A 24574-nucleotide genomic window follows, 5' to 3' on the forward strand; every position below is an offset into this window, starting at 1 on the left:
GCCGTGCCAACCCGGACCTTCGGCTCCTTGGCGAGAGGGCTCACCACCGTGCGGGGGTGACCGGCCAGGCCTTCTCCTCCGAGACCCTCGCGCGGGCTTCCCTCAGAGCCCACATGTAGTGCCTCACCCCCTTACCGATGGCCCAGAGGCCGGCCACCACGAGAACCCCACCCGCGCCCACCACGCCCAGTTGGTCGTAAGCGCCGTTGCCGTCGCTGAAGTCTCCTGCCAGGGCGGCGAGGACCACGACCGCGCCGATCATGACCGGGGCGACGGGCACCACCACCCAGGCAAGCGACTTCCCGGCCAGGAACACCAGATAGCGACGCCCGTCGAGCGGAACGGTCTCCTTCCACGGCCGCCCGGAGCGCATCAGGTCCCAGGTGGAGGCGAGCGGCTGTGGGATGTCCCCGGCGGGAAGCGAGCGAGCCGACGGCTGACGGTCGAGCGCCGTCCATGCCTCCAGCAGCTTCTGCGCGGCTCGACCGCGGCGCACCACGCGTACGAACGCCACGGCGGCAGCACCTGCGGCCGGCAGCAGTACGAGCCCCACTGCGACGGCCACCACGAGATCTGCTCCTTGGGGATCACCAAGCCCGCGGTACCAGCCGACAGCGGCCGATGTCATCAGGCAGGCTCCCGCGATCACTGCCGTGGCCAGCCCGGTCCACAGCATGTCGCGCAACGCGACGCTGCGCCGGACGAGGAAGTCGACGGCTGCCGCCCGGTCGGACAGCAACTGGGCACGGTCGGACCACGTCAGCCCCTGGGGGTCCGGCGGAATCTCCAGCGTGTTCCCGGGCTTCATGACCACGTACCGTCCTCAGCAGCGACCCGTTCCTCGAGGAACGTCGATTTCCGGGACGGTGAGCACCAAGACGCTCACCGTCGCCAGTACCTGGTCGGCATCCGGCCGGCTGCCGACGACCAACAACCTACGTCCGTCCCCTGGTCGGACCTTCGGGAGACCTCATGAGCTTGCTCGCCCTCCTCGACGAAGCGGTGTCCGCGCTCAAGGCTCCCCTGGACGAGGACGACCGGACGCAGGGCTGGACCGACGATCTCCGAAGAGAGGTGCAGGAAGAGATCTCGATCAACCGCTCGGTGCTGCGTCGCCACGGGAACGGCATGGCGCGGCACCTGCGTCCGCGCTTCGACGAGTGGATGGAACGCGAGGGCGTACAGCCCGGTCGTCTCCGAGACCTGGTGGGCACCGTGCAGCGCTCACTCGTGGAGGAGGCACGGGCCACCCAGTGACAAACGCCTGCCGCCCCCACGGTGGCCGGGGCATCAAAAAAGTCCGCTACGACTCGCGTACATACTCGAAGGGGCTCACAAAGGCCTCTTGGAGCGCCAGTTGGCAAAGGACCCATCCCGTGAGCGGACGCCGGTGAGATCTCCGTGGAACAGCACCGCTGCCTCCGCTCTGTGCGCAGGAGGATCGGTTAAGTACGCATTGGCGTGGTCCCATGTCTGGAGGTCGGCAGCGAGGCTCTCGTACCAAGCCAAGCCGCGGGTGTTGCAGTCCTTGCACAGCAGTCCTCGTACGCATTGTCCGCAAGAGGTCGGACCGGAACAGCAGCGATGGTCGTGATCAATGTGCCACCATGACGGCCCTTCCATGGAGGAGTCGCCTCCCAGACTGCCGCAGAGGGGACAGGTGTCATCCTGAACTCTGAGGATCGCATTGACCCGAGCTCGCGTCAGATTATGTCGCCGTGCCTGTCGTTCGGCGTTGCGGCACTGCGGACATACTCTTCCCTTGGGGCCCGCTTCGACCCGCCAAAGCTTGTCGAAGCACACCTCGCACGGTTCCAAAGTATCGACCCACGCGTCGAACTCTTCACTCGTAAGGGCGACGATCTCGTCGTCTGTCAGCCAATCCACACGCCGCAAGATAGACGCCCCCACCGACAGCCGGTGAGCGCTGCCAAGTTCTCACTGCCGCTCACAGCACAAGCCGCGCAAGAGCCCCAGCCCACCCAGCAGTTCCCCACCGTTGCTGCCGCAGCACGAGTAGCGCTTCCGCAATCCGGGCTCCAGGTTCGTCCCGACAATCGCCCGTCGAGGAACACGGCACGGTACTGGCCGGGCACATGCCGCCAAGGCGGAGGAAAGCGTCTCTTACCGATGGCGGCACTTTGGAGCGCTGCCCTCGGCTTTACTGGACGTCCGAGGAAGCGAGCTTGATGAACTGTTCCAGAACCTCTCGTGCCTGTGTGCCGACGGCACTCAGCTCTGTCTTGTCGGATGCCTTGTGCAGAGTGGACGTCAGGGCGTAGGCATCCTGCGCGGTGTCGATCAGTGTCCGGGCGCTCGCTATGAGCTGGACACGGAACAACGCGTGGAGGGCGATCCCGCGCAGCCGGTAGGCCTCTGTTCGAGCTTCGATGAACGCGGAGCCGTCTGGATCTTCGTTCCAGCGATGCCAGCGATCTTGTTGCCCCCGTCGGAATTCTGTCAGCGCGCCAGCGAAGTCGCTGTAGACGGTCATCCGGTCGGAGCGGATTTGTTGCTGAGCCGCGAACAGGTGATCTTGCGCGGACGCTTTGCGCTGAAAGGCATGCGTGACGGCAGAGCCCAACAAGGTGCCCGCAATGGCGATCAAAGCCGAGATGGCAACATCCACGGAAGCAGAACATCACAAGAGCTTCTGCGTGCCCAGGTCCATAATGAGACGTGCTCGGGACTCCCGAAAGGGGCCCTGGCCTGCGAAGAGGCTCACCAAGATCATGACGTCGGCAGTGCGTGATCACTGCCATCGGCCTGCATCGAACCGCATCCGCCCGCACATGCAAGAAGACCCCGCACGCAGCGTCTCCGCTGGTTACGGGGTCTTGGCACACTTGCACAGTGTGCCCCCGGCAGGATTCGAACCTGCGCACACGGCTCCGGAGGCCGTTGCTCTATCCCCTGAGCTACGGGGGCGTGTTCGTCGCGGTCGGTGTTGCTCGCGGCGACGGGTAGAACACTACCAGCTCGCCCGGGGTGGTCATGAACGGGTTTTGGCGGGTCGTGGGGGCCGGTTGTCGCTCGCGCGGGGTGGAAGTGGGGAAAACCCGGACGCGGTGGCCGGTGTCGACCTACTCTCGAGTGGTGCCTAGGGCTTCCGGCCGGATTCTTGTTGTGGATGACAACAAGGTCATCCGGCAGCTGATCAGGGTCAACCTCGAGCTGGAGGGCTTCGAGGTCGTGACCGCGGGCGATGGTGCCGAGTGTCTTGAAGTCGTCCATCAGGTGCGGCCCGACGTCGTCACGCTGGACGTGGTCATGCCTCGGCTGGACGGGATCGGGACGGCTGCCCGGCTGCGTGCCGATCCGCGGACCCGGGACCTTCCGATCGCGATCGTCAGTGCCTGCACGCAGTACGAGGTCGACGCCGGGTTCGCGACGGGGGTCGACGCCTTCCTCCCCAAGCCCTTCGAGCCCGCCGAGCTCGTCCGCCTCGTACGGCAGTTGGCCGAGCGGGAGGCCCGTCGGCCGACCGGGGCGCCCGCCGCCGGCTCCCGGCCCCGGGTCCGCGGGCTTGCCGGGGGGAGTGGGTCGCCCGCCCAGGCGTGAGCCCGTGACGGCGCGACCCGCGTCCACATCCCGGGACTCCCGGGAAACGGTTCGCCTGCCCACCCCCTCCCTCCCATACGCTTGTCACGTGACCCCCGTCGAGCTCTCCCGCACCGTGCTGCACGCCGTGCGCCGTGCCGTCGACGCGGGGGAGCTGAGCGTGGCCGTGCCGACGCGTGCCGTGGTCGCGCCGCCGGGGCCCGGGGGGTGCGGGGACTACGCCACGAGCATCGCCCTCCAGCTGGCCCGCCCGGCCGGGCAGCCGCCGTTCCGGGTCGCCGAGGTGCTGCGGTCCCACCTCGCCGAGGCCGACGGGATCACCGACGTCGTCCTCACCGGGCCGGGGTTCCTCAACATCAGCCTCGACCGTGCCGCCACCGACGTCGGTCTCGTCCGCGAGATCCTGCGCCGCGGACCCCGGTACGGGTACGTCGACGCGGCGGAGGGCGCCGAGGGACGTGTCGTGCAGCTCCGTTGCCCCCGCGACCCGCGTGCCGTCGTCGTCGCGGACGCGTCCGCGCGGATCCTGCGTTCCCAGGGCACCCGCGTGCGGGTGAGCGCCGAGGGGATCGAGCCCGCGTGGACCTCCGTCCTCGGGGTGACCGTCGACGCCGTCGGCCCCGTTGCCGCCGAGCTGCCTGTCGAGGTCCGCCCCGCTCCCGTCGACGCCGTCGGCCCCGTTGCCGCCGAGCTGCCTGTCGAGGTCCGCCCCGCTCCCGCCGAGCTGCCCGTCGACGTCCGGCCCGTTCCCGCCGTCGCGTCCGCCGAGCTGCTTTCCCTCGGCCGCGACGCCGGGCGCTGGGCCCTGCTCCACCCCGCCGCCCACGACCGGCCCCGTACCGGCGTCGAGCACCTCGTCCAGCGGGAGAGCAACCCCCTCTTCCGGGTGCGCTACGCCCACGCCCGCGCCCGTGCCGCCGCGCGCAACGCGGCCGACCTGGGGTTCACCGCCGCCCCCGGTCCGCTCACGGACGTGGAGCCGGGACTCCTCGCCGCCCTCGCCGACCACCCCCGCGTCCTCGCCGCCGCCGCGGACCACCGCGCCCCCGACCGGCTCGCCCGGCATCTCGTCACCGTCGCCGACGCCGCGCTGCCCTTCCTGCTCACCGTGCTGCCGCGCGGCGGGGAGAAACCCTCGGCCGCCCACCGAGCCCGGCTGGCCCTCGCCGAAGCCGTCGGGGCGGTGCTGGCCGGCGGCCTGGCCCTCCTCGGCATCGACGCACCCGACCACCTCTGAGAGAGCGCAGAAGACGCCATGAGCCGTTCCGCACACCCCGCCGGGCCCCGCCACGCCGATGTCCTGCCCGAGGGGCACTACGCCGCCCCGGCGGAGGACCTGAACGCCCTGGACCCCAAGGTCTGGGCCCACACCGTCGGACGGGACGCGGACGGTGTCGTCACCGTCGGCGGGATCTCCGTCACGCAGCTCGCCGAGGAATACGGCACCCCCGCCTACGTCCTCGACGAGGCCGACTTCCGGGACCGGGCGCGGGCCTGGCGCACCGCCTTCGGCGACGACGCCGACGTCTTCTACGCCGGGAAGGCCTTCCTGTCGCGGGCCGTGGTGCGGTGGCTGCACGAAGAGGGGCTCAACCTCGACGTGTGTTCCGGGGGCGAGCTGGCCACCGCGCTCTCCGCCGGGATGCCCGCCGAGCGGATCGCCTTCCACGGCAACAACAAGTCGCCGGAGGAGATCGAGCGCGCCGTCCGCGCCGGGGTGGGGCGGATCGTGCTCGACTCGTTCCAGGAGATCGTGCGGGTCGCGCACATCGCGCAGTCGCTCGGCAAGCGGCAGCGGGTGCAGATCCGGATCACCGTCGGGGTCGAGGCGCACACGCACGAGTTCATCGCCACCGCCCACGAGGACCAGAAGTTCGGGATCCCGCTGGCCGGCGGGCAGGCCGCCGAGGCCGTGCGGCGGGCGCTGCAGCTCGACGGGCTCGAGGTCATCGGGATCCACTCGCACATCGGGTCGCAGATCTTCGACATGTCGGGGTTCGAGGTCGCCGCGCACCGCGTGGTGGGGCTGCTCAAGGACATCCGCGACGAGCACGGCGTCGAGCTGCCCGAGATCGACCTCGGGGGCGGGCTCGGGATCGCGTACACCAGCGACGACGACCCCCGCGAGCCGCACGAGATCGCCAAGGCGCTGACCGAGATCGTGACGCGGGAGTGCGAGGCCGCCCGGCTCGCCACCCCGCGCATCTCCGTCGAGCCGGGGCGGGCCATCGTCGGGCCCACCGCCTTCACGCTCTACGAGGTCGGCACGGTCAAGCCGCTCGACGGGCTGCGGACGTACGTCTCCGTCGACGGCGGGATGTCGGACAACATCCGTACCGCGCTCTACGACGCCGAGTACAGCGTCGCTCTCGCCTCCCGCACCTCCGACGCCGAGCCGATGCTCGTGCGCGTCGTCGGCAAGCACTGCGAGAGCGGGGACATCGTGGTCAAGGACGCCTTCCTGCCGGGGGACCTGGCACCCGGTGACCTCGTCGCCGTACCGGCGACGGGGGCCTACTGCCGGTCCATGGCGAGCAACTACAACCACGTGCTGCGTCCGCCGGTCGTCGCCGTGCGGGACGGCGCGGCGCGGGTCATCGTGCGGCGGGAGACCGAGGAGGACCTGCTCCGTCTCGACGTCGGGTGATCCCGGCCACGGGGGAGAGAGAGGGCCGGGGCGACGAAGATCCTTCGGCCTCTACCCCTCCGAAAATGAAATAAACGTCTCACGATCCGGACGAATGGCAGAAAATCCCGTCCGGTGCGTGAGACTGGTCCCACCGTAGACGGTAAGAGGAAACGAGGTCGGATGATGCGTACGCGTCCGCTGAAAGTGGCGCTGCTGGGCTGTGGAGTGGTCGGCTCAGAGGTGGCGCGCATCATGACGACGCACGCCGCCGACCTCGCCGCACGGATCGGGGCGCCGGTGGAGCTCGCGGGCGTCGCCGTACGGCGGCCCGACAAGGTGCGCGAGGGCATCGACCCGGCCCTCGTCACCACCGACGCCACCGCCCTCGTCAAGCGCGGGGACATCGACGTGGTCGTCGAGGTCATCGGGGGGATCGAGCCCGCGCGGACCCTCATCACCACGGCTTTCGCGCACGGCGCCTCCGTGGTCTCCGCCAACAAGGCGCTCATCGCCCAGGACGGCGCGGCCCTGCACGCCGCGGCCGACGAGCACGGCAGGGACCTGTACTACGAGGCCGCCGTCGCCGGTGCCATCCCGCTGATCCGGCCGCTGCGCGAGTCGCTGGCCGGCGACAAGGTCAACCGGGTGCTCGGCATCGTCAACGGCACGACGAACTTCATCCTCGATGCCATGGACTCGACCGGGGCCGGGTACCAGGAGGCGCTCGACGAGGCCACCGCCCTCGGGTACGCGGAGGCCGACCCGACCGCCGACGTCGAGGGCTTCGACGCCGCCGCCAAGGCCGCCATCCTCGCCGGGATCGCCTTCCACACCCGCGTGCGCCTCGACGACGTCTACCGCGAGGGCATGACCGAGGTCACCGCCGCCGACTTCGCCTCCGCCAAGGAGATGGGCTGCACCATCAAGCTGCTCGCCATCTGCGAGCGGGCGGCGGACGGGGGATCGGTCACCGCACGCGTGCACCCCGCGATGATCCCGCTCAGCCACCCGCTGGCCAACGTGCGCGAGGCGTACAACGCGGTCTTCGTCGAGTCCGAGGCCGCCGGTCAGCTCATGTTCTACGGGCCCGGCGCCGGCGGCTCCCCGACCGCCTCCGCCGTCCTCGGCGACCTCGTCGCCGTCTGCCGCAACCGCATCGGCGGCGCCACCGGCCCCGGTGAGTCCGCGTACGCCGCGCTGCCCGTCTCCCCGATGGGCGACGTCGTCACGCGCTACCACATCAGCCTCGACGTGGCCGACAAACCGGGCGTGCTCGCCCAGGTGGCGACCGTGTTCGCGGAGCACGGTGTCTCCATCGACACCGTGCGGCAGTCCGGCAAGGACGGCGAGGCATCCCTCGTCGTCGTCACCCACCGCGCGTCCGACGCCGCCCTCGGCGGTACGGTCGAGGCGCTGCGCAAGCTCGACACCGTGCGGGGTGTCGCCAGCATCATGCGGGTTGAAGGAGAGTAACGAGCAATGACCCACCAGTGGCGCGGAATCATCGAGGAGTACCGGGACCGGCTGCCCGTCTCCGACAGCACGCCCGTCGTGACGCTCCGCGAGGGCGGCACTCCGCTCGTGCCCGCGCAGGTGCTCTCCGAGCGCACGGGCTGCGAGGTCCACCTCAAGGTCGAGGGGGCGAACCCGACCGGGTCCTTCAAGGACCGCGGCATGACCATGGCCATCAGCAAGGCCAAGGAGGAGGGCGCGCAGGCCGTCATCTGCGCGTCCACCGGGAACACCTCCGCCAGTGCCGCCGCCTACGGCGTGCGCGCGGGCATGGTCTCCGCCGTGCTCGTGCCGCAGGGCAAGATCGCGCTCGGCAAGATGGGCCAGGCGCTCGTGCACGGAGCGAAGATCCTCCAGGTCGACGGCAACTTCGACGACTGCCTCACGCTGGCCCGCGCGCTCAGCGACAACTACCCGGTGGCGCTGGTCAATTCGGTCAACCCGGTGCGTATCGAGGGGCAGAAGACGGCCGCCTTCGAGATCGTGGACATGCTCGGCGACGCACCCGACATACACGTCCTCCCGGTGGGCAACGCGGGCAACATCACCGCGTACTGGAAGGGGTACAAGGAGTACGCCGCCGACGGGGTCAGCACCAGGACGCCCCGCATGTGGGGGTTCCAGGCCTCCGGCAGCGCCCCGATCGTGCGCGGCGAGGTCGTCAAGGACCCCTCGACCATCGCCACCGCCATCCGGATCGGCAACCCCGCCTCCTGGGACTTCGCGCTCGCCGCGCGGGACGAGTCGGGCGGCGCCATCGACGAGGTGACGGACCGTGAGATCCTGCGCGCCTACCGGCTGTTGGCGTCCCAGGAGGGCGTCTTCGTGGAGCCCGCGTCCGCCGCGTCGGTGGCCGGACTGCTGAAGGCAGCCGAGCAGGGCAAGGTCGACCCGGGACAGCGCATCGTGTGCACCGTCACCGGCAACGGGCTCAAGGACCCGGACTGGGCCGTCGCGGGTGCCCCGCAGCCCGTCACCGTCCCGGTCGACGCGGCGACGGCGGCCGAGCGGCTCGGCCTGATCTGAGCGTCGCCCCGGTGGAACGCGACCGGCGTACGAGGGCGTAAGCGACGTCCGGCCGGGAAAGCCCCATACGGGGGGTGCACAGGGGGCTTACGACACGCATCGTGCGCCTCCTGTGCGCCCTATGTCGCCACAGAACCTTCCTTCGATAGGCTGTACCTAACCCGCCTGCCGCATATGCCGCGGTGCCGCGCCGTCTCCGCGGTCGGTACGGGCCGGCCGTTCGGCAGCAAGCGGCGAGGCCCGCGGTCCCGTACGTCATCGAAGGTCATTCGACGTCCCGACAGTCACGACAGATACGACAGTCACGCAGCTCAAGGAGAGTCATCGAGCGATGGCCGGTCCAGCGTTCCGCGCCGCCGCCGTCAGGGTGCGCGTCCCCGCCACCAGCGCCAATCTCGGTCCGGGCTTCGACGCCTTCGGCCTCGCGCTGGGTCTGTACGACGACGTGGTCGTCCGGGTGGCCGACTCCGGGCTGCACATCGACATCGCGGGTGAGGGCAGCGAAACCCTCCCGCGCGACGAGAAGCACCTCCTCGTCCGTTCCCTGCGCACCGCCTTCGACCTGCTCGGCGGCCAGCCGCGCGGCCTGGAGATCGTCTGCGCCAACCGCATCCCGCACGGCCGCGGCCTCGGCTCCTCCTCCGCCGCCATCTGCGCCGGCATCGTCGCCGCGCGCGCGGTGACCATAGGCGGCGAGGCGCGCCTCGACGACGCCGCACTGCTCGACCTCGCCACCGAGATCGAGGGCCACCCGGACAACGTGGCGGCCTGTCTGCTGGGTGGTTTCACCCTGTCCTGGATGGATTCCGGCGCCGCCCGGGCGATCAGGATGGAGCCCTCCGATTCCATCGTTCCGGTGGTTTTCGTGCCCGGAAAGCCGGTACTGACCCAGACGGCGCGCGGACTGCTCCCGCGCAGCGTCCCGCACGTCGACGCCGCCGCCAACGCGGGCCGCGCCGCGCTCCTCGTCGAGGCCCTCACCCGGCGCCCCGAGCTGCTGCTGCCGGCCACCGAGGACCGCCTCCACCAGGAGTACCGCGCCCCGGCCATGCCGGAGAGCGCGGCGCTGGTGGAACGGCTGCGCGGCGACGGCATCCCCGCGGTGATCTCGGGCGCGGGACCCACGGTGATGGCACTGGCCGACGCCGACACGGCCGACAAGGTCGAGGCGCTGGCCGGCACGGACTGGGCGGCCAACCGGCTCAGCCTGGACGGGCGGGGCGCGAGCGTCCTGCCGCTGGCGACATCCGGCGACATCTAGACGCGCGAGCGGTTGCCGGACTGCGAGAGGGGGAATGTTTGTTGGATCCGGTAGTGTTAACCTCAAGTCTGCACCCGACCCCACCATGGCGAGGTGCCTTGTGTCCCCGTCCGGGACAGACATTCTTCCGGGAGCCCCCCAAGACGCCTCATGCAGTGGATGTCGTACGTGATCAGTACGGCCGACACGGGCAGTGAAGCGGCCCTCCGGTGGGGGTCACCCCCTCTGGGGGAGTTTCGGAACCGGTGCGACCACGCCGCATGACACAGACACCGGGTGCCACGGCTAGGGGAAGCGCCATCACCAGATATCTCTTCCGCCGTTCAGGCGGACCACCGCCCCGGCACGGTTCGCACAGCAAGGACCGAAGCCGGACAGCACAACCGGTCGCCGAGCCAGACAGGCCGACGTCCGCTCCAGGGAAGGACCCTTCGTGAGCGACACCACCGATCTGATGGGCGCACGTGTCGAGGAGACCGCTGCCGCGCCCGCCACGGACGCCTCCGCGCCTGCCACCGGTGCCGGCTCCCGGCGGCGCCGCGGTACCGGCCTCGAGGGCATGGTGCTGGCCGAGCTGCAGCAGGTCGCATCCGGCCTCGGCATCAGGGGCACCGCGCGTATGCGCAAGAGCCAGCTGATCGAGGTCATCAAGGAGGCGCAGGCCGCGGGGGGAGCCCCCGCCAAGGCCGCGCCCGCCGCCGCGGACGCCGCCGGCGAGACCAAGCCGAAGCGCCGCAGCACCTCCCGGGCCCGTACGGGCGACGAGGCCCCCGCCGAGAAGGCGGAGCGGGCGGAGAAGGCCGGCAAGTCCGGCAAGAAGGCGGACACGGCGGACGCCGACAAGGCCGCCGCCCAGCAGCAGATCGACATCCCCGGTCAGCCGTCCCCCAAGGTCGACGCCGCCGCCGAGCAGGCCGCGCCCGCCGCCGACGCCCCCTCCGAGCGCCGTCGCCGCCGGGCCACCGCCGACGCGGGCAGCCCGTCCGGCGGCACCGAGACGGTGGCCGTCGAGACCCGCGCCGAGCAGAAGGCCGACGCGTCGGCCCAGCAGCAGGGCCAGGGCCACCAGCAGGGCCAGGGCGACGCCCGTTCCGACGGCGAGGGCGGCGAGGGCCGCCGTCGCGACCGCCGTGACCGGGGCGACCGCAGCGACCGGGGCGACCGCGGTGACCGCGGTGGTCGCGACCGCCGCAACAAGGGCGACGACCAGCAGCAGGCCGGCGGCCGCCAGGACCGCCAGCAGCAGGGCGGCGGCCGTCAGGACCGTCAGCAGCACGACGACGGCTACGACGACGACGGCGGCGGCCGCCGCGGGCGCCGGGGCCGTTACCGGGACCGCCGGGGCCGTCGCGGACGCGACGAGATCCAGGAGCCGCAGATCAACGAGGACGACGTCCTCATCCCGGTCGCCGGCATCCTCGACATCCTCGACAACTACGCGTTCATCCGGACCTCCGGCTACCTGCCCGGTCCCAACGACGTGTACGTCTCCCTCGCCCAGGTCCGCAAGAACGGCCTGCGCAAGGGCGACCACCTCACCGGTGCCGTGCGCCAGCCCAAGGAGGGCGAGCGCCGCGAGAAGTTCAACGCGCTGGTGCGCCTGGACTCGGTCAACGGCATGGCGCCCGAACACGGCCGCGGACGGCCGGAGTTCAACAAGCTGACGCCGCTGTACCCGCAGGACCGCCTGCGCCTGGAGACGGACCCCGGCGTCCTGACCACGCGCATCATCGACCTCGTCGCGCCCATCGGCAAGGGCCAGCGCGGTCTGATCGTGGCCCCGCCGAAGACCGGCAAGACCATGATCATGCAGGCGATCGCCAACGCCATCACGCACAACAACCCCGAGTGCCACCTGATGGTCGTCCTGGTCGACGAGCGTCCGGAAGAGGTCACCGACATGCAGCGGTCGGTCAAGGGCGAGGTCATCTCCTCGACCTTCGACCGCCCGGCCGAGGACCACACCACGGTCGCCGAGCTGGCCATCGAGCGGGCCAAGCGCCTGGTGGAGCTGGGTCACGACGTCGTCGTGCTGCTCGACTCGATCACGCGTCTGGGCCGTGCGTACAACCTCGCCGCCCCGGCCTCCGGCCGCATCCTGTCCGGTGGTGTCGACTCGACCGCCCTGTACCCGCCGAAGCGCTTCTTCGGTGCGGCCCGCAACATCGAGGACGGCGGTTCGCTGACCATCCTCGCCACCGCCCTGGTGGACACCGGGTCCCGCATGGACGAGGTCATCTTCGAGGAGTTCAAGGGCACCGGCAACGCCGAGCTGAAGCTCGACCGCAAGCTCGCCGACAAGCGCATCTTCCCCGCGGTGGACGTCGACGCGTCCGGCACCCGCAAGGAGGAGATCCTGCTCGGCAACGAGGAGCTGGCGGTCACCTGGAAGCTGCGCAGGGTGCTGCACGCCCTCGACCAGCAGCAGGCGATCGAGCTGCTCCTCGACAAGATGAAGCAGACCAAGTCGAACGTCGAGTTCCTGATGCAGATCCAGAAGACGACGCCGACGCCCGGCAACGGCGACTGAGTCACCGCCGGACGGCCCGCCGTACGGAAGAAGTCCCGCTTCGTCACTCGTGTGACGGGGCGGGACTTCTGGCGTACGGGGCTTGTAGGATCAGCGCACTGCAGTGGGGGGGAACGTATTTTCGGATACGCCCACAGGGCGATCAGTGCTGCCTTCACCGGCCCGCGCCCGGGGGCGGTTCTCTCCTGCCTGCGTCTACAGCGACAGGAGATCTGAGTGACATCTACTCCTCGAAGAGCCCGGCTGGCTCTTCCCGCGGCCACCGCCGCACTCGCCCTGTCGGGCGCGGTCCTCGCGGCCGCCCCCGCCCACGCCTCCGGCGGGGCACCCGTCCCGCCCCAGCCGGCCGCCACCGAACGGCCCGCCGGCGCGTCCCCGGCCGAGCTGGCACAGCGGATCCAGGACTCCGCGGCCATCCTCAAGGGGCACACCGCCACCGCCCCCGGCGCGCAGCCGGAGGCCACACCGAGCGCCGGGGCCCCGTCCGGCAGGATCGACCCGAAGATCATCGGCGGCAAGGACGCGTCGATCTCCGAGGCGCCGTGGATGGTGCAGCTGCACTACTACGACGACAAGGGCACCCAGGACCCGGGCGACGACGAGGGCTACTTCTGCGGGGGCACCCTGGTCGCCCCGGCGAAGGTCCTGACCGCCGCGCACTGCGTGTACGGCCTGGACTGGTCGGAGAACGGAGCCGTCCTCGGCGGCACCGCCCAGCTCCCCGACGAAGAAACCGGCGACCTGCACGGCGGCCGGGTGGCCGGCGTGTGGAGCCAGTGGGTCAACCCCACCTACCGGCCGAGCACCACCTCCGGCGGTGACGTCGCGGTGCTCACGCTGAGCGAGGCGCTGCCGTACAAGACGCTGCGGCCCACGACGAGCGACGACACCGCCTCCTACACCAACGGGGCCCCTGCGACGGTCTACGGCTGGGGGCGCACCAGTTCCGCCAGCCAGGAGATCTCGCCGACGCTGAAGAAGGCGACCGTGCCGATGCGCTCGGACGCCTCCTGCACGTCGTACTGGGGCTCCGACTTCGTGCCGGGACAGATGGCCTGCGCCGGCAACCCGGCCTCCGGTCAGGACGCCGGGACGGTCTCCCCGTGCAACGGCGACTCCGGCGGTCCGCTCGTGGTCAACGGCCGGATCGCCGGCGTGGTGTCCTGGGGTGTCGAGGACTGCGTCGCCTCGGGCGCCTACGGCGTCTACGCCAAGGTCAGCTCCTACGTCGCCGAAATCAACTCCCGCGTCGACGACACCGACCTCGACTTCGACGGCCTCGCGGACCTCTTCGCCCGCACCCCGGGCGGCGCGGCGTACGAGTACTACTCGCTCGGCGACCAGTGGCCCTACCTGGGCAACCGCTTCGAGCTCGAGGGCTGGGGCAACCTGAGTCTGGTGCGCCAGGCCGACCTGGACCGCGACTCCTGGCAGGACTACGTGTTCCGTGCCCCGGACGGGGTGCTGTACACGTTCGCGTTCAACGGGGCCGACCGCTACGAGACGATCCGTGTAGGCGGCGGCTGGAACGCGATGAGCGACCTCCGCGTCCCGGGCGACCTCTCCGGCGACGCCCTGCCCGACCTCGTCGCCAAGGACAAGGACGGCGTCCTGTGGCTCTACCCCGGCAAGGGCGACGGCACCTTCGGCAGCCGGGTCCGCGTCGGCGGCGGCTGGTCCACGTACACGATCACCGGCAAGGGCGACTACAACCGCGACGGCAGGCCCGACCTGCTGGCGCGGGACGGCTCGGGCGTCCTGTGGCTGTACCCGGGCACCGGCAAGGCCTCCCCGGCGTTCGGCAGCCCGGTCAGGGTCGGCGGCGGCTGGTCCGTCTACAGCGCCCTCGCCACCGCGGGTGACACCACCGGCGACGGCAGGCCCGACCTGCTGGCCCGCGACACCTCCGGTGTGCTGTGGCTCTACAAGGGCACCGGCAAGTCCGGCACGGCGACGTTCCAGACCCGCGTCCGGGTCGGGGGCGGCTGGAACGCGTTCAACCTCTTCGGCTGAGCGAGCGGTCCCGGCGGGGGCCGCCTCCCTCCCAGGGGGCGGCCCCTTCGCCGTGCCCGGGCCCGTGGCTGCGACCTTCGCCACACGGGGCGCCCCGGACGGCGTCCGCGCCGGTCCGGGGCGGGGCTGGCGGATGCCCAGGTCAGCGGCGCGGGCCACGAACCGGTGAACACGCTCCGTCACCGTTTCCGCACCAGGTCGCCACAGTCCGTTGTGCAACCCTGTCCCGAGTTCCGCCGTCTGAGCTACGGAGGGACCATGGTGAGGAACCGGTGCCAATCCGCTGGAACCGACCGACCCGACCCTGAGCGCAGGGGGTAACCGACCGGACGAACACCGAGGAGCCCATGCCAGCCGAGAACAAGCCGGACCCCGCGATACCCGGCCCCGGCCCGTCCCGCCCCACCGGACCCGGCCACCGGGGCAAGGGGCGCCGACGCAGGCCCAGAACCGGCCGGCGCAAGGCGCTGCTCGTCGCCGCCTGGAGCGCCGCCGGCATCGTGCTCCTCGGGGGCACCGGAGCGGGAGTCCTCTACCTCAAGCTCAACGGCAACCTCAGCAGCGTAAACATCAACCAGGCCCTCGGCGGCGACCGCCCCGCGAAGGCCGACAACGGCTCCGAGAACATCCTGGTCCTCGGCTCCGACACCCGCGCCGGCGGCAACAAGAAGCTCGGCGGCGGCACCGACGACGGCACCGCCCGCTCGGACACCGCGATGATCGTGCACGTCTACAAGGGCCACAAGAAGGCCAGCGTGGTCTCCATCCCGCGCGACACCCTCGTCGACCGCCCCGAGTGCACCGGCACCGGCGGCGACGACCACCCCGCCGCCGACGGCGTCATGTTCAACTCCGCCTACTCCACCGGCGGCGCCGCCTGCGCCGTGAAGACCGTCGAGTCGCTCAGCGGCCTGCGCATGGACCACTACCTGGAGGTCGACTTCGACGGCTTCCAGCACCTCGTCGACGACCTCGGAGGCGTCCAGGTCACCACCAACGAGAACATCAAGGACCCCGACAGCCACCTCGACCTCCGGGCCGGCACCCACCGGCTCGACGGCGAGCAGGCCCTCGGCCTGGTCCGCACCCGGCACGGCGTCGGCGACGGCTCCGACCTCGGCCGCATCCAGCTCCAGCAGGCCTTCGTCAAGGCCCTGGTCCACCAGGTCAAGGACATCGGCCTGCTCGGCAACCCCAAGAAGCTGTACGACATCGCCGACACCGCCACCAAGACCGTCACCACCGACTCCGACCTGGGCTCGGTGAACTCCCTGATGTCCTTCGCGAGCGGCCTGAAGGGCATCGGCCCGGACAAGATGCACATGGTCACCATGCCGGTGGTCTACGACCCCGCCGACGGCAACCGCGTCCTGGTCGAGAAGGACAAGGCCCAGCAGCTCTGGACGGCCCTGAAGAACGACCGCCCGATCCCGGGGTCGGTGACGCGGGGAACGGCGACGGGCGAGGCGAACGGCGTGGTGAACGGCGCCCCGTAAGGGCCCGCGGCCGTGACACGGCGGCTCGGCCGCACGGGCGCGGGCACCCGCCGCCGGCCCGCGGGGAATAGACGGCGCCAACCCCCGGTTTGGGGAGATGGCACCAGTCCTGGCAGACTGGTTCGTCGGCTCCGGTTCACGCTCCCGCATCCCGCGGCGGCGACCCGGCGCCCTCCAGGAACAGTAGGAGACACCTTGAAGCGCGACATCCACCCCGAGTACGTCGAGACGCAGGTGAGCTGCACCTGTGGCGCGTCGTTCACCACCCGCAGCACCATCGAGTCCGGCACCATCCGGGCCGAGGTCTGCTCCGAGTGCCACCCGTTCTACACGGGCAAGCAGAAGATCCTCGACACCGGTGGCCGCGTGGCCCGCTTCGAGGCCCGCTTCGGCAAGGCTGCCGCCGGCTCCAAGAAGTAGCGAGCCTCCAACCGCCGGTCCACGGCCGCATCCCCTGCCCGGGGAGCGCCGGGACCGGCGTTTTTGGTCGCCCGTCTTCCCTTCCCACGCAGTAGCAGGAGCCCAAGATGTTCGAGGCCGTCGAGGAACTCGTCGCCGAGCACGCCGACCTGGAGAAGAAGCTCGCCGATCCGTCGGTCTTCGCCGACCAGGCGAACGCGCGCAAGCTGAACAAGCGGTACGCCGAGCTGACCCCGATCGTCGCCACGTTCCGCTCCTGGAAGCAGACCGGCGACGACATCGAGACCGCGCGCGAACTGGCCGCCGACGACCCGGACTTCGCCGCCGAGGTCAAGGAGCTGGACAAGCAGCGCGAGGAACTCACCGAGAAGCTGCGCCTGCTGCTCGTCCCGCGCGACCCCAGCGACGACAAGGACGTCATCCTCGAGATCAAGGCCGGCGCCGGCGGCGACGAGTCGGCCCTCTTCGCCGGCGACCTGCTGCGCATGTACCTGCGCTACGCGGAGCGGGTCGGCTGGAAGACCGAGATCATCGACTCCACCGAGTCCGAGCTGGGCGGCTACAAGGACGTCCAGGTCGCCGTGAAGACCAAGGGCGGGCAGGGCGCCACCGAGCCCGGGCAGGGCGTGTGGGCGCGGCTCAAGTACGAGGGCGGCGTGCACCGCGTGCAGCGCGTGCCCGCGACCGAGTCCCAGGGGCGGATCCACACCTCGGCGGCGGGCGTCCTCGTGACCCCCGAGGCCGAGGAGATCGACGTCGAGATCAACCCCAACGACCTCCGCATCGACGTCTACCGGTCCTCCGGGCCCGGCGGCCAGTCCGTCAACACCACCGACTCCGCCGTGCGCATCACGCACATCCCCACCGGGGTCGTCGCCTCCTGCCAGAACGAGAAGAGCCAGCTCCAGAACAAGGAGCAGGCGATGCGTATCCTGCGCTCCAGGCTGCTCGCGGCGGCGCAGGAGGAGGCGGAGAAGGAGGCCGCGGACGCCCGGCGCAGCCAGGTCCGCACCGTCGACCGCTCCGAGAAGATCCGCACGTACAACTTCCCGGAGAACCGCATCTCGGACCACCGCGTCGGCTTCAAGGCGTACAACCTGGACCAGGTCCTGGACGGCGACCTCGACTCGGTGATCCAGGCCTGCGTCGACGCGGACTCGGCGGCCAAGCTCGCCGCCGCGTAAGCGCCGCCGTACCACCCGCACCGGACCACAGCTCAGCCCCGGAGGACCAGCGTGCCGCTACATCACGGGGGGCGACCCCCGAGCCCCCGCAGTGTGCTGCTCGCGGAGGTGGCCCAGGCCACCCAGCGGCTGGCCGACGCCGGCGTGCCCTCGCCGCGCACCGACGCGGAGGAGCTCGCGGCGTACCTGCACGGCGTCAAGCGGGGCGAGCTGCACACCGTGCCGGACGCGGACTTCGACGCCCGGTACTGGGAGGTCGTCGCCCGCCGGGAGGCGCGCGAGCCGCTCCAGCACATCACCGGCCGCGCCTACTTCCGCTACCTGGAGCTCCAGGTCGGCCCCGGCGTCTTCGTGCCCCGCCCCGAGACCGAGTCGGTCGTCGGGTGGGCCATAGACGCGGTCCGGGCCATGGACGTCGTCGAGCCCTGCATCGTCGACCTGTGCACCGGCTCGGGCGCCATCGCGCTCGCGCTCGCCCAGGAGGTGCCCCGCTCGCGCGTGTACGCCGTGGAGCTGTCCGAGGACGCCCTGAAGTGGACGCGCAGGAACATGGAGGGGTCCAGGGTCGAACTGCGCCAGGGCGACGCCCTGACCGCCTTCCCGGACCTCGACGGCCAGGTCGACCTCGTCGTCTCCAACCCGCCGTACATCCCGCTCACCGAGTGGGAGTACGTCGCCCCCGAGGCCCGCGACCACGATCCCGAGCTGGCCCTGTTCTCGGGCGAGGACGGTCTCGACCTCATCCGCGGCCTGGAACGCACCGCGCACCGCCTGCTGCGCCCCGGCGGCGTGGTCGTCGTCGAGCACGCCGACACCCAGGGCGGCCAGGTGCCGTGGATCTTCGCCGAGGAGCGGGGCTGGGCCGACGCGGCCGACCACCCCGACCTCAACAACCGGCCCAGGTTCGCCACCGCCCGCAAGGCGCTGCCGTGAACACCCCGACGACTCTCAAACCGCAGTACGTGTACGAGGAGGCCCGCTAAATGGCACGGCGTTACGACACCAACGACGCGACCGACCGAGTGACCGGTCTGCGCGAGGCCGCGTCCGCCGTCCGCCGTGGCGAGCTCGTGGTGCTGCCGACGGACACCGTGTACGGCATCGGCGCCGACGCCTTCTCCGCGGAGGCCGTCGGCGACCTGCTGGAGGCCAAGGGACGGGGCCGCACCATGCCCTCCCCGGTCCTCATCGGCTCGCCCAACACCCTGCACGGCCTGGTCACGGACTTCTCCGAGATGGCCTGGGAACTCGTCGACGCCTTCTGGCCCGGCGCGCTGACCCTGGTCGCCAAGCACCAGCCGTCCCTGCAGTGGGACCTCGGCGAGACCCGCGGCACGGTCGCCGTCCGGATGCCGCTGCACCCCGTCGCCATCGAGCTGCTCACCGAGGTCGGCCCCATGGCCGTCTCCTCGGCCAACCTGACCGGCCACCCCGCCCCCGAGGACTGCGACGCCGCCCAGCGGATGCTCGGCGACTCCGTCTCCGTCTACCTCGACGGCGGCCCCACCCCCGGCAACGTCCCCTCGTCCATCGTCGACGTCACCCGCGAGGTGCCGGTGCTGCTGCGGGCGGGCGCGCTGTCGGCGGAGGAGCTGCGCAAGGTGGTACCCGACCTCGAGGTGGCGAATTGACGGCCCCTGAGACGGGGCGTGGCATAGGCAACGGGGAACGCGCCGCGGAGATCACGACCACGTTCGTGGGCCTTCCGCGCGACAGCTTCCGCATCCTCCACGTCAGCACCGGAAACGTCTGCCGCTCGCCCATCACCGAGCGGCTGACCCGGCACGCGGTGCAGGAGCGGCTCGGCGTGCTCGGCGGCGGCCTGATCGTGGAGAGCGCCGGCACCTGGGGCCACGAGGGCGCCCCCATGGAAGCGAACGCCGAGACCGTCCTCACGGACTTCGGCGCGGACCCGGCCGGGTTCACCGGCCGCGAGCTGCTCGACGAGCACGTGATCCGCGCGGACCTGGTCCTCACCGCGACCCGGGACCACCGCGCCCAGGTCATCTCCATGGGTCACTCGGCGGGCCTGCGCACCTTCACGCTCAAGGAGTTCACCCGCCTGGTGAACGCCATCGACCCGGCGACGCTGCCTCCCCTGGAGGACGGCGTGGTCACCCGCGCACGCGCCCTGGTCCGCGCGGCCGCCGCTCTGCGCGGGTGGCTCCTCGCGCCCACCGCGGAGGCGGACGAGGTCTACGACCCCTACGGCGCCCCGCTGACCTTCTTCCGCTCCATCGGCGACGAGATACACCAGGCGCTGGACCCCGTCGTGACGGCGCTGACGGGGGTCCCCGCGCGGGCGTGAGGCGGCGACGGCCCCCCGGGCGGGTCTCCCGGCCGCGGCGGCGCCGACGGGGGCCCCGCGCGAGCACGGGCCGCAGGCGCGCCCACACCGGGCGGCTTCGCCGGGCCGGGCCTACATTGGTCGTACGTCACCGTCGACGCACGCCCGGAGCGCACCATGTCGGTCACCCACGACATCATCGAGGCCGATGACGGCTCGCTCGGAGTCCTGTCGCGCCAGGATCCCGAGCTGGCCGAGATCCTGTACGCCGAAGGCCGCCGCCAGTCGACGACCCTGCAGCTGATCGCCGCCGAGAACTTCACGTCCCCCGCCGTGCTGGCCGCCCTCGGCTCACCGCTCGCCAACAAGTACGCCGAGGGCTACCCGGCCGCCCGTCACCACGGCGGCTGCGAGATCGTCGACGTCGCCGAGCGGCTGGCCGTCGAACGCGCCCAGGGCCTCTTCGGCGCCGAGCACGCCAACGTGCAGCCCCACTCCGGCTCCTCCGCCGTGCTGGCCGCCTACGCCGCCCTCCTGCGCCCCGGCGACACCGTCCTCGCCCTCGGCCTGCCCCACGGCGGACACCTCACCCACGGTTCGCCCGCGAACTTCTCCGGCCGCTGGTTCGACTTCGTCGGCTACGGCGTGGACGCGGAGACCGGGCTGATCGACTACGACCAGGTGCGCACCCTGGCCCGCGCCCGCCGGCCCAAGGCGATCGTCTGCGGCTCCATCGCCTACCCCCGCCACCTCGACCACGCCGCCTTCCGCGACATCGCCGACGAGGTGGGCGCCTACCTCATCGCGGACGCCGCGCACCCCATCGGGCTCGTCGCCGGGGGAGCGGCGCCCAGCCCGGTGCCGTACGCCGACATCGTCTGCGCCACCACGCACAAGGTGCTGCGCGGACCCCGCGGCGGCATGATCCTGTGCGGGAGCGAACTGGCGGAACGCGTCGACCGGGCCGTCTTCCCGTTCACGCAGGGCGGTGCGCAGATGCACACCATCGCCGCCAAGGCCGTCGCCTTCGGCGAGGCGGCCACCCCCGCGTACGCCGCCTACGCCCACCAGGTGGTCGCCAACGCCCGGGCCCTCGCCGCCCACCTGGCCGCCGAGGGCCTCGTCGTCACCACCGGCGGCACCGACACCCACCTGATCACCGCCGACCCCGCCCCGCTGGGCGTCGACGGGAAGACCGCGCGGGGGCGGCTCGCGGCGGCCGGGATCGTCCTGGACTGCTGCGCGCTGCCGCACGGCGACGCCCGCGGCCTGCGCCTGGGCACGGCGGCGGTCACCACGCAGGGCATGGGGGAGCGGGAGATGCGGGCGGTGGCCACGCTGCTCGCCGGGGTGCTGCGCGGGACGACGGACCCGGCCGCGGCGCGGGCGGACGTACGGGACCTGACCGCGCAATTCCCGCCGTACCCGGACTGAGGACGGGTAGGAGTACGGGCGTACACGGCCACACGTGCAACCATCGTCGCTACCCGTAAGTCCTCCACCGTATGCGTTGCATTGCCAGGCGCATCGCTAGGGTGTGAGGTTGAGGATGGCCAGCGAGACCTGTGGGGAAGCCCGTGCGTGAATACCTGCTGACGCTCTGCATCACGGCCGCGGTGACGTATCTGCTGACAGGGCCGGTACGCAAGTTCGCGATCGTGGCGGGAGCGATGCCGGAGATCCGGGCACGTGACGTGCACCGGGAACCCACTCCGCGGCTCGGCGGGATCGCCATGTTCTTCGGACTCTGCGCCGGCCTGCTGGTCGCCGACCACCTCACCAACCTCAACGAGGTCTTCGAGAAGTCCAACGAGCCGCGCGCCCTGCTCTCCGGAGCCGCCCTGATCTGGCTGATCGGCGTCCTGGACGACAAGTTCGAGATCGACGCCCTGATCAAGCTCGGCGGCCAGATGATCGCCGCCGGCGTGATGGTGGTCCAGGGCCTGACCATCCTGTGGATCCCGGTACCGGGCGTCGGCACGGTCGCGCTCACGCAGTGGCAGGGCACGCTGCTGACGGTGGCCCTCGTCGTCATCACCATCAACGCGGTCAACTTCGTGGACGGCCTGGACGGTCTCGCGGCGGGCATGGTGTGCATCGCCGCGGCGGCGTTCTTCATGTACGCCTACCGGATCTGGTACTCGTACGGCATCGAGGCGGCGGCACCCGCGTCGCTCTTCGCGGCCATCCTCATGGGCATGTGCCTCGGCTTCCTCCCGCACAACATGCACCCGGCCCGGATCTTCATGGGCGACTCCGGGTCGATGCTGATCGGGCTGGTGCTGGCGGCCGGCGCGATCTCGGTCACCGGGCAGGTCGACCCGGACGTGATGAAGCTGTTCTCCGGTTCCGAACGCAACGCCGTGCACCAGATGGTGCCCGTGTACATCCCGTTGCTGATGCCGCTGACCATCATCGCCATCCCGGCCGCCGACCTGATCCTGGCGATCGTGCGCCGCACCTGGCGCGGTCAGTCGCCGTTCGCCGCGGACCGGGGGCACCTGCACCACCGCCTGCTGGAGATCGGGCACTCGCACAGCCGCGCGGTGCTGATCATGTACTTCTTCTCGGCGTTGATCGCCTTCGGCGCGCTCGCCTACTCCGTGAACGCGGCGTCGATGTGGATCGTGCTGAGCGTCGTCTTCCTCAGCGCGATCGGGCTGGTGCTGCTCCTGCTGCCGCGCTTCACCCCGCGCGCCCCCCGCTGGGCGGAGAGCTTCGTCCCGCCGCGCTACCGGCGCCGCAGGGCGGCTGCCGTCCCCGTGAGCGAGGACGGCGGCGCGGCGGTCGCGGACGAGGAGGAGGAGCGCGTCCCGGTCACCGCGGGCGTCTCGGGCGTCAACGGGGCGACCGCGGTCGGGCACCGTACGAGGGGGGTCAGGTAAGGGCGGCAAAACGCCGCATTACCAGACAAGTTGACCCCGTGATGGCACAAACGCGCACGGTCACACTCACGTGTGACAGCAAGCACACCCAGAGGTAAAGACCTCATCAAATAGTTTGTGATACGGTTCACGAGTATCCCCCGGGTAGAGCCCAAGGGCCGTAGTGCGACGGCCTCTTGTAAGTGAGGACCTCGTCCGGCTCGGGGCTACGCTCGTCCATGACGACACCTGCCCCCTGTGTGTTGAAAGCGGAGTTGCCGCCATGCCGTCCAATGACGTCCGGATCCTGCTTCAGGCTGCCGTGCCCACGGCTGCCGTCGGCGCCGTCGCCGCCGTCGTCAGTGCCGTGGTGGCCGGCGGCAAGGGCGCGGTCGGAGCCGTCGTCGCGACCGTGGTGGCGATGCTCTTCATGGGAATCGGGCTCTACGTCCTGCAGCGCACTGCCAGATCGCTTCCGCACCTTTTCCAGGCGATGGGCCTGATGCTCTACGCGGCACAGATCCTGCTGCTGTTCGTCTTCCTCGCCGCGTTCAAGAACACGACGCTGTTCAACCCCCGGTCCTTCGCGATCACTCTGGTCGCCGTCACGCTCGCGTGGATCGCCGCGCAGACGCGGGCGCACATGAAGGCCAAGATCCTCTACGTCGAGCCCGAGTCGTCGACCGAGAAGCCCGAGAAGACGGGCCACTCGTCGTGAGGGGTAGGGCCGGGATAAAGAGGCATGTGAACTCCTGCTATCGTCCGGTGCCAACTGCGGCATCGCGGGCGCGGGCATCCGAGCCGACGCCTGTTGAATCGCGAGGCGAGATGCCCCACTGCCGCCCCCACACCCGAAACACCAGTCCCGTGCCGAACAGCGGCCCCGCGCCGCGCCGACACAACGAGGTTGCCGTATCCATGCGCCACGCTGAAGGAGCCCGCGGTGAGTGCTGACCCGACGCAGGTGCTCGCCTTCGAGACCGACTGCCACATCTTCGACGGCTGTGGCTTCCCGGCTCCCGGCCTGCACTCGTTCCTGTTCGAGCCCCTTTGGGGCGATGCGGACAGCAACCTGTACTTCAACAAGCCGATGCTGCTGGCCCTGCTCGGTTCCATCGTCATCGTCGGCTTCTTCTGGGCGGCCTTCCGCAAGCCGAAGGTCGTGCCGGGCAAGCTGCAGATGGTCGCCGAGACCGGTTACGACTTCATCCGTCGCGGCGTTGTCTACGAGACCATCGGCAAGAAGGAAGGCGAGAAGTACGTCCCGCTGGTCGTCTCGCTCTTCTTCTTCATCTGGATGATGAACCTCTGGTCGATCATCCCGGTCGCCCAGTTCCCGGTGACGTCGATCATCGCCTACCCGGCGGTGCTGGCCCTGATCGTCTACGTCCTCTGGGTCTCCCTGACGTTCAAGCGGCACGGCTTCGTCGGCTTCTTCAAGAACGTCACCGGCTACGACAAGTCCCTGGGCGCTGTTCTGCCGTTGGCCATGCTCATCGAGTTCTTCTCGAACCTGTTGGTGCGGCCCTTCACGCACGCCGTCCGGCTCTTCGCGAACATGTTCGCAGGCCACACGCTGCTGCTGCTCTTCACGATCGCCAGCTGGTACCTGCTGAACGGCGTCGGCATCGCCTACGCCGGGGTCTCGTTCGTGATGACGATCGTCATGACGGCCTTCGAACTCTTCATCCAGGCACTTCAGGCGTACGTCTTCGTGCTCCTCACGTGCACGTACATCCAGGGCGCGCTCGCCGAGCACCACTGAGCGCCCCGCACCACACCCCTGATCGT

22 protein-coding genes and 1 tRNA gene are annotated in these 24574 nt (G+C 70.8%); 19 read left to right on the forward strand and 4 right to left on the reverse strand.

Annotated features, from left to right (window positions below):
* Nucleotides 1-40: 40 nt before the first annotated feature.
* A complete protein-coding gene (locus Sdi02f_RS11150; protein WP_108933184.1) occupies nt 41-814 on the reverse strand; it encodes a hypothetical protein in 774 nt (257 codons plus the stop codon).
* 158 nt (nt 815-972) lie between these two features.
* Here Sdi02f_RS11150 and Sdi02f_RS11155 point away from each other — a divergent pair, with 158 nt between their 5' ends.
* Nucleotides 973-1257, forward strand: a complete 285-nt coding sequence (locus Sdi02f_RS11155; RefSeq protein WP_030402754.1) for a hypothetical protein — start codon at nt 973-975, stop codon at nt 1255-1257.
* A 75-nt stretch (nt 1258-1332) separates the two neighbouring features.
* Here the strand turns inward: Sdi02f_RS11155 and Sdi02f_RS36840 are convergent, their stop codons facing one another.
* The 3 genes from Sdi02f_RS36840 to Sdi02f_RS11170 form a co-directional block, all read right to left on the reverse strand.
* Nucleotides 1333-1911, reverse strand: a complete 579-nt coding sequence (locus Sdi02f_RS36840; protein WP_368668282.1) for an endonuclease domain-containing protein — start codon at nt 1909-1911, stop codon at nt 1333-1335.
* 250 nt (nt 1912-2161) lie between these two features.
* Nucleotides 2162-2629, reverse strand: coding sequence for a plasmid transfer protein KilB (gene kilB, locus Sdi02f_RS11165; protein WP_030402753.1), 468 nt, complete (start codon nt 2627-2629; stop codon nt 2162-2164).
* A 227-nt stretch (nt 2630-2856) separates the two neighbouring features.
* Nucleotides 2857-2928, reverse strand: a tRNA-Arg gene (locus Sdi02f_RS11170).
* A gap of 168 nt (nt 2929-3096) precedes the next feature.
* On the opposite strand from Sdi02f_RS11170, the gene Sdi02f_RS11175 reads away from it, so the two are divergent.
* The 18 genes from Sdi02f_RS11175 to atpB all read left to right on the forward strand — a co-directional run bounded on the left by Sdi02f_RS11175 (nt 3097) and on the right by atpB (nt 24548).
* Nucleotides 3097-3561 carry a response regulator gene (locus Sdi02f_RS11175; RefSeq protein WP_030402752.1) on the forward strand — a complete coding sequence of 155 codons (465 nt, stop codon included), beginning with the start codon at nt 3097-3099 and terminating at the stop codon, nt 3559-3561.
* Nucleotides 3562-3649: 88 nt separating this feature from the next.
* Nucleotides 3650-4798, forward strand: coding sequence for an ArgS-related anticodon-binding protein NrtL (nrtL, locus tag Sdi02f_RS11180; RefSeq protein WP_108933186.1), 1149 nt, complete (start codon nt 3650-3652; stop codon nt 4796-4798).
* Between the two features lie 18 nt (nt 4799-4816).
* A complete protein-coding gene (gene lysA, locus Sdi02f_RS11185; protein ID WP_108933187.1) occupies nt 4817-6208 on the forward strand; it encodes a diaminopimelate decarboxylase in 1392 nt (463 codons plus the stop codon).
* Nucleotides 6209-6370: 162 nt separating this feature from the next.
* Entirely contained in the window at nt 6371-7663 is a 1293-nt protein-coding gene (locus tag Sdi02f_RS11190; protein WP_030402749.1) for a homoserine dehydrogenase, read from the forward strand.
* Nucleotides 7664-7669: 6 nt separating this feature from the next.
* Nucleotides 7670-8728 carry a threonine synthase gene (thrC, locus tag Sdi02f_RS11195; protein WP_030402748.1) on the forward strand — a complete coding sequence of 353 codons (1059 nt, stop codon included), beginning with the start codon at nt 7670-7672 and terminating at the stop codon, nt 8726-8728.
* Between the two features lie 331 nt (nt 8729-9059).
* The gene (gene thrB, locus Sdi02f_RS11200) at nt 9060-9989 is read left to right on the forward strand and encodes a homoserine kinase (RefSeq protein WP_030402747.1); all 930 of its coding nucleotides are present in this window, start codon (nt 9060-9062) and stop codon (nt 9987-9989) included.
* A gap of 433 nt (nt 9990-10422) precedes the next feature.
* A complete protein-coding gene (gene rho, locus Sdi02f_RS11205; RefSeq protein WP_108933188.1) occupies nt 10423-12519 on the forward strand; it encodes a transcription termination factor Rho in 2097 nt (698 codons plus the stop codon).
* A gap of 216 nt (nt 12520-12735) precedes the next feature.
* Nucleotides 12736-14532, forward strand: a complete 1797-nt coding sequence (locus Sdi02f_RS11210) for a trypsin-like serine protease (RefSeq protein ID WP_053637553.1) — start codon at nt 12736-12738, stop codon at nt 14530-14532.
* 347 nt (nt 14533-14879) lie between these two features.
* Nucleotides 14880-16028, forward strand: a complete 1149-nt coding sequence (locus tag Sdi02f_RS11215) for an LCP family protein (protein WP_108933189.1) — start codon at nt 14880-14882, stop codon at nt 16026-16028.
* Nucleotides 16029-16223: 195 nt separating this feature from the next.
* On the forward strand, nt 16224-16448 hold the full coding sequence (rpmE, locus tag Sdi02f_RS11220; protein ID WP_019326867.1) for a 50S ribosomal protein L31: 225 nt from the start codon (nt 16224-16226) through the stop codon (nt 16446-16448).
* Nucleotides 16449-16555: 107 nt separating this feature from the next.
* Complete coding sequence (prfA, locus tag Sdi02f_RS11225; RefSeq protein WP_030402743.1) at nt 16556-17632, forward strand: peptide chain release factor 1; 1077 nt, start codon at nt 16556-16558, stop codon at nt 17630-17632.
* 93 nt (nt 17633-17725) lie between these two features.
* Nucleotides 17726-18565 (forward strand): peptide chain release factor N(5)-glutamine methyltransferase, encoded by an 840-nt coding sequence (prmC, locus tag Sdi02f_RS11230; protein WP_030402742.1) that lies wholly within the window; start codon nt 17726-17728, stop codon nt 18563-18565.
* A gap of 50 nt (nt 18566-18615) precedes the next feature.
* Nucleotides 18616-19263: an L-threonylcarbamoyladenylate synthase gene (locus tag Sdi02f_RS11235; protein WP_030402741.1), complete on the forward strand. Its 648-nt coding sequence runs from the start codon at nt 18616-18618 to the stop codon at nt 19261-19263.
* Nucleotides 19260-19940, forward strand: coding sequence for an arsenate reductase/protein-tyrosine-phosphatase family protein (locus tag Sdi02f_RS11240; RefSeq protein ID WP_030402740.1), 681 nt, complete (start codon nt 19260-19262; stop codon nt 19938-19940). Before Sdi02f_RS11235 ends, Sdi02f_RS11240 begins: the two co-directional genes overlap by 4 nt.
* A 156-nt stretch (nt 19941-20096) precedes the next feature.
* Nucleotides 20097-21353, forward strand: coding sequence for a serine hydroxymethyltransferase (gene glyA, locus Sdi02f_RS11245; RefSeq protein WP_030402739.1), 1257 nt, complete (start codon nt 20097-20099; stop codon nt 21351-21353).
* 143 nt (nt 21354-21496) lie between these two features.
* Nucleotides 21497-22804 carry an MraY family glycosyltransferase gene (locus Sdi02f_RS11250; protein WP_030402738.1) on the forward strand — a complete coding sequence of 436 codons (1308 nt, stop codon included), beginning with the start codon at nt 21497-21499 and terminating at the stop codon, nt 22802-22804.
* A 262-nt stretch (nt 22805-23066) separates the two neighbouring features.
* Nucleotides 23067-23501 (forward strand): Cg1360 family ATP-synthase-associated protein, encoded by a 435-nt coding sequence (locus tag Sdi02f_RS11255; RefSeq protein ID WP_030402737.1) that lies wholly within the window; start codon nt 23067-23069, stop codon nt 23499-23501.
* Between the two features lie 225 nt (nt 23502-23726).
* Nucleotides 23727-24548, forward strand: coding sequence for a F0F1 ATP synthase subunit A (atpB, locus tag Sdi02f_RS11260; protein WP_031082739.1), 822 nt, complete (start codon nt 23727-23729; stop codon nt 24546-24548).
* Nucleotides 24549-24574: the final 26 nt, after the last annotated feature.

This window comes from Streptomyces ardesiacus, from assembly GCF_003112575.1.
In the GTDB taxonomy this organism is placed as follows: domain Bacteria; phylum Actinomycetota; class Actinomycetes; order Streptomycetales; family Streptomycetaceae; genus Streptomyces; species Streptomyces ardesiacus.

Bases quoted from the DNA above. Each gene is read 5' to 3' on its own strand.
- thrB (WP_030402747.1), top strand. From the start codon at position 9,060: ATGGCCGGTCCAGCGTTCCGCGCCGCCGCCGTCAGGGTGCGCGTCCCC.
- lysA (WP_108933187.1), top strand. From the start codon at position 4,817: ATGAGCCGTTCCGCACACCCCGCCGGGCCCCGCCACGCCGATGTCCTG.
- glyA (WP_030402739.1), top strand. From the start codon at position 20,097: ATGTCGGTCACCCACGACATCATCGAGGCCGATGACGGCTCGCTCGGA.
- Sdi02f_RS11155 (WP_030402754.1), top strand. From the start codon at position 973: ATGAGCTTGCTCGCCCTCCTCGACGAAGCGGTGTCCGCGCTCAAGGCT.
- thrC (WP_030402748.1), top strand. From the start codon at position 7,670: ATGACCCACCAGTGGCGCGGAATCATCGAGGAGTACCGGGACCGGCTG.
- Sdi02f_RS11255 (WP_030402737.1), top strand. From the start codon at position 23,067: ATGCCGTCCAATGACGTCCGGATCCTGCTTCAGGCTGCCGTGCCCACG.
- Sdi02f_RS11190 (WP_030402749.1), top strand. From the start codon at position 6,371: ATGATGCGTACGCGTCCGCTGAAAGTGGCGCTGCTGGGCTGTGGAGTG.
- prfA (WP_030402743.1), top strand. From the start codon at position 16,556: ATGTTCGAGGCCGTCGAGGAACTCGTCGCCGAGCACGCCGACCTGGAG.
- Sdi02f_RS11235 (WP_030402741.1), top strand. From the start codon at position 18,616: ATGGCACGGCGTTACGACACCAACGACGCGACCGACCGAGTGACCGGT.
- Sdi02f_RS11215 (WP_108933189.1), top strand. From the start codon at position 14,880: ATGCCAGCCGAGAACAAGCCGGACCCCGCGATACCCGGCCCCGGCCCG.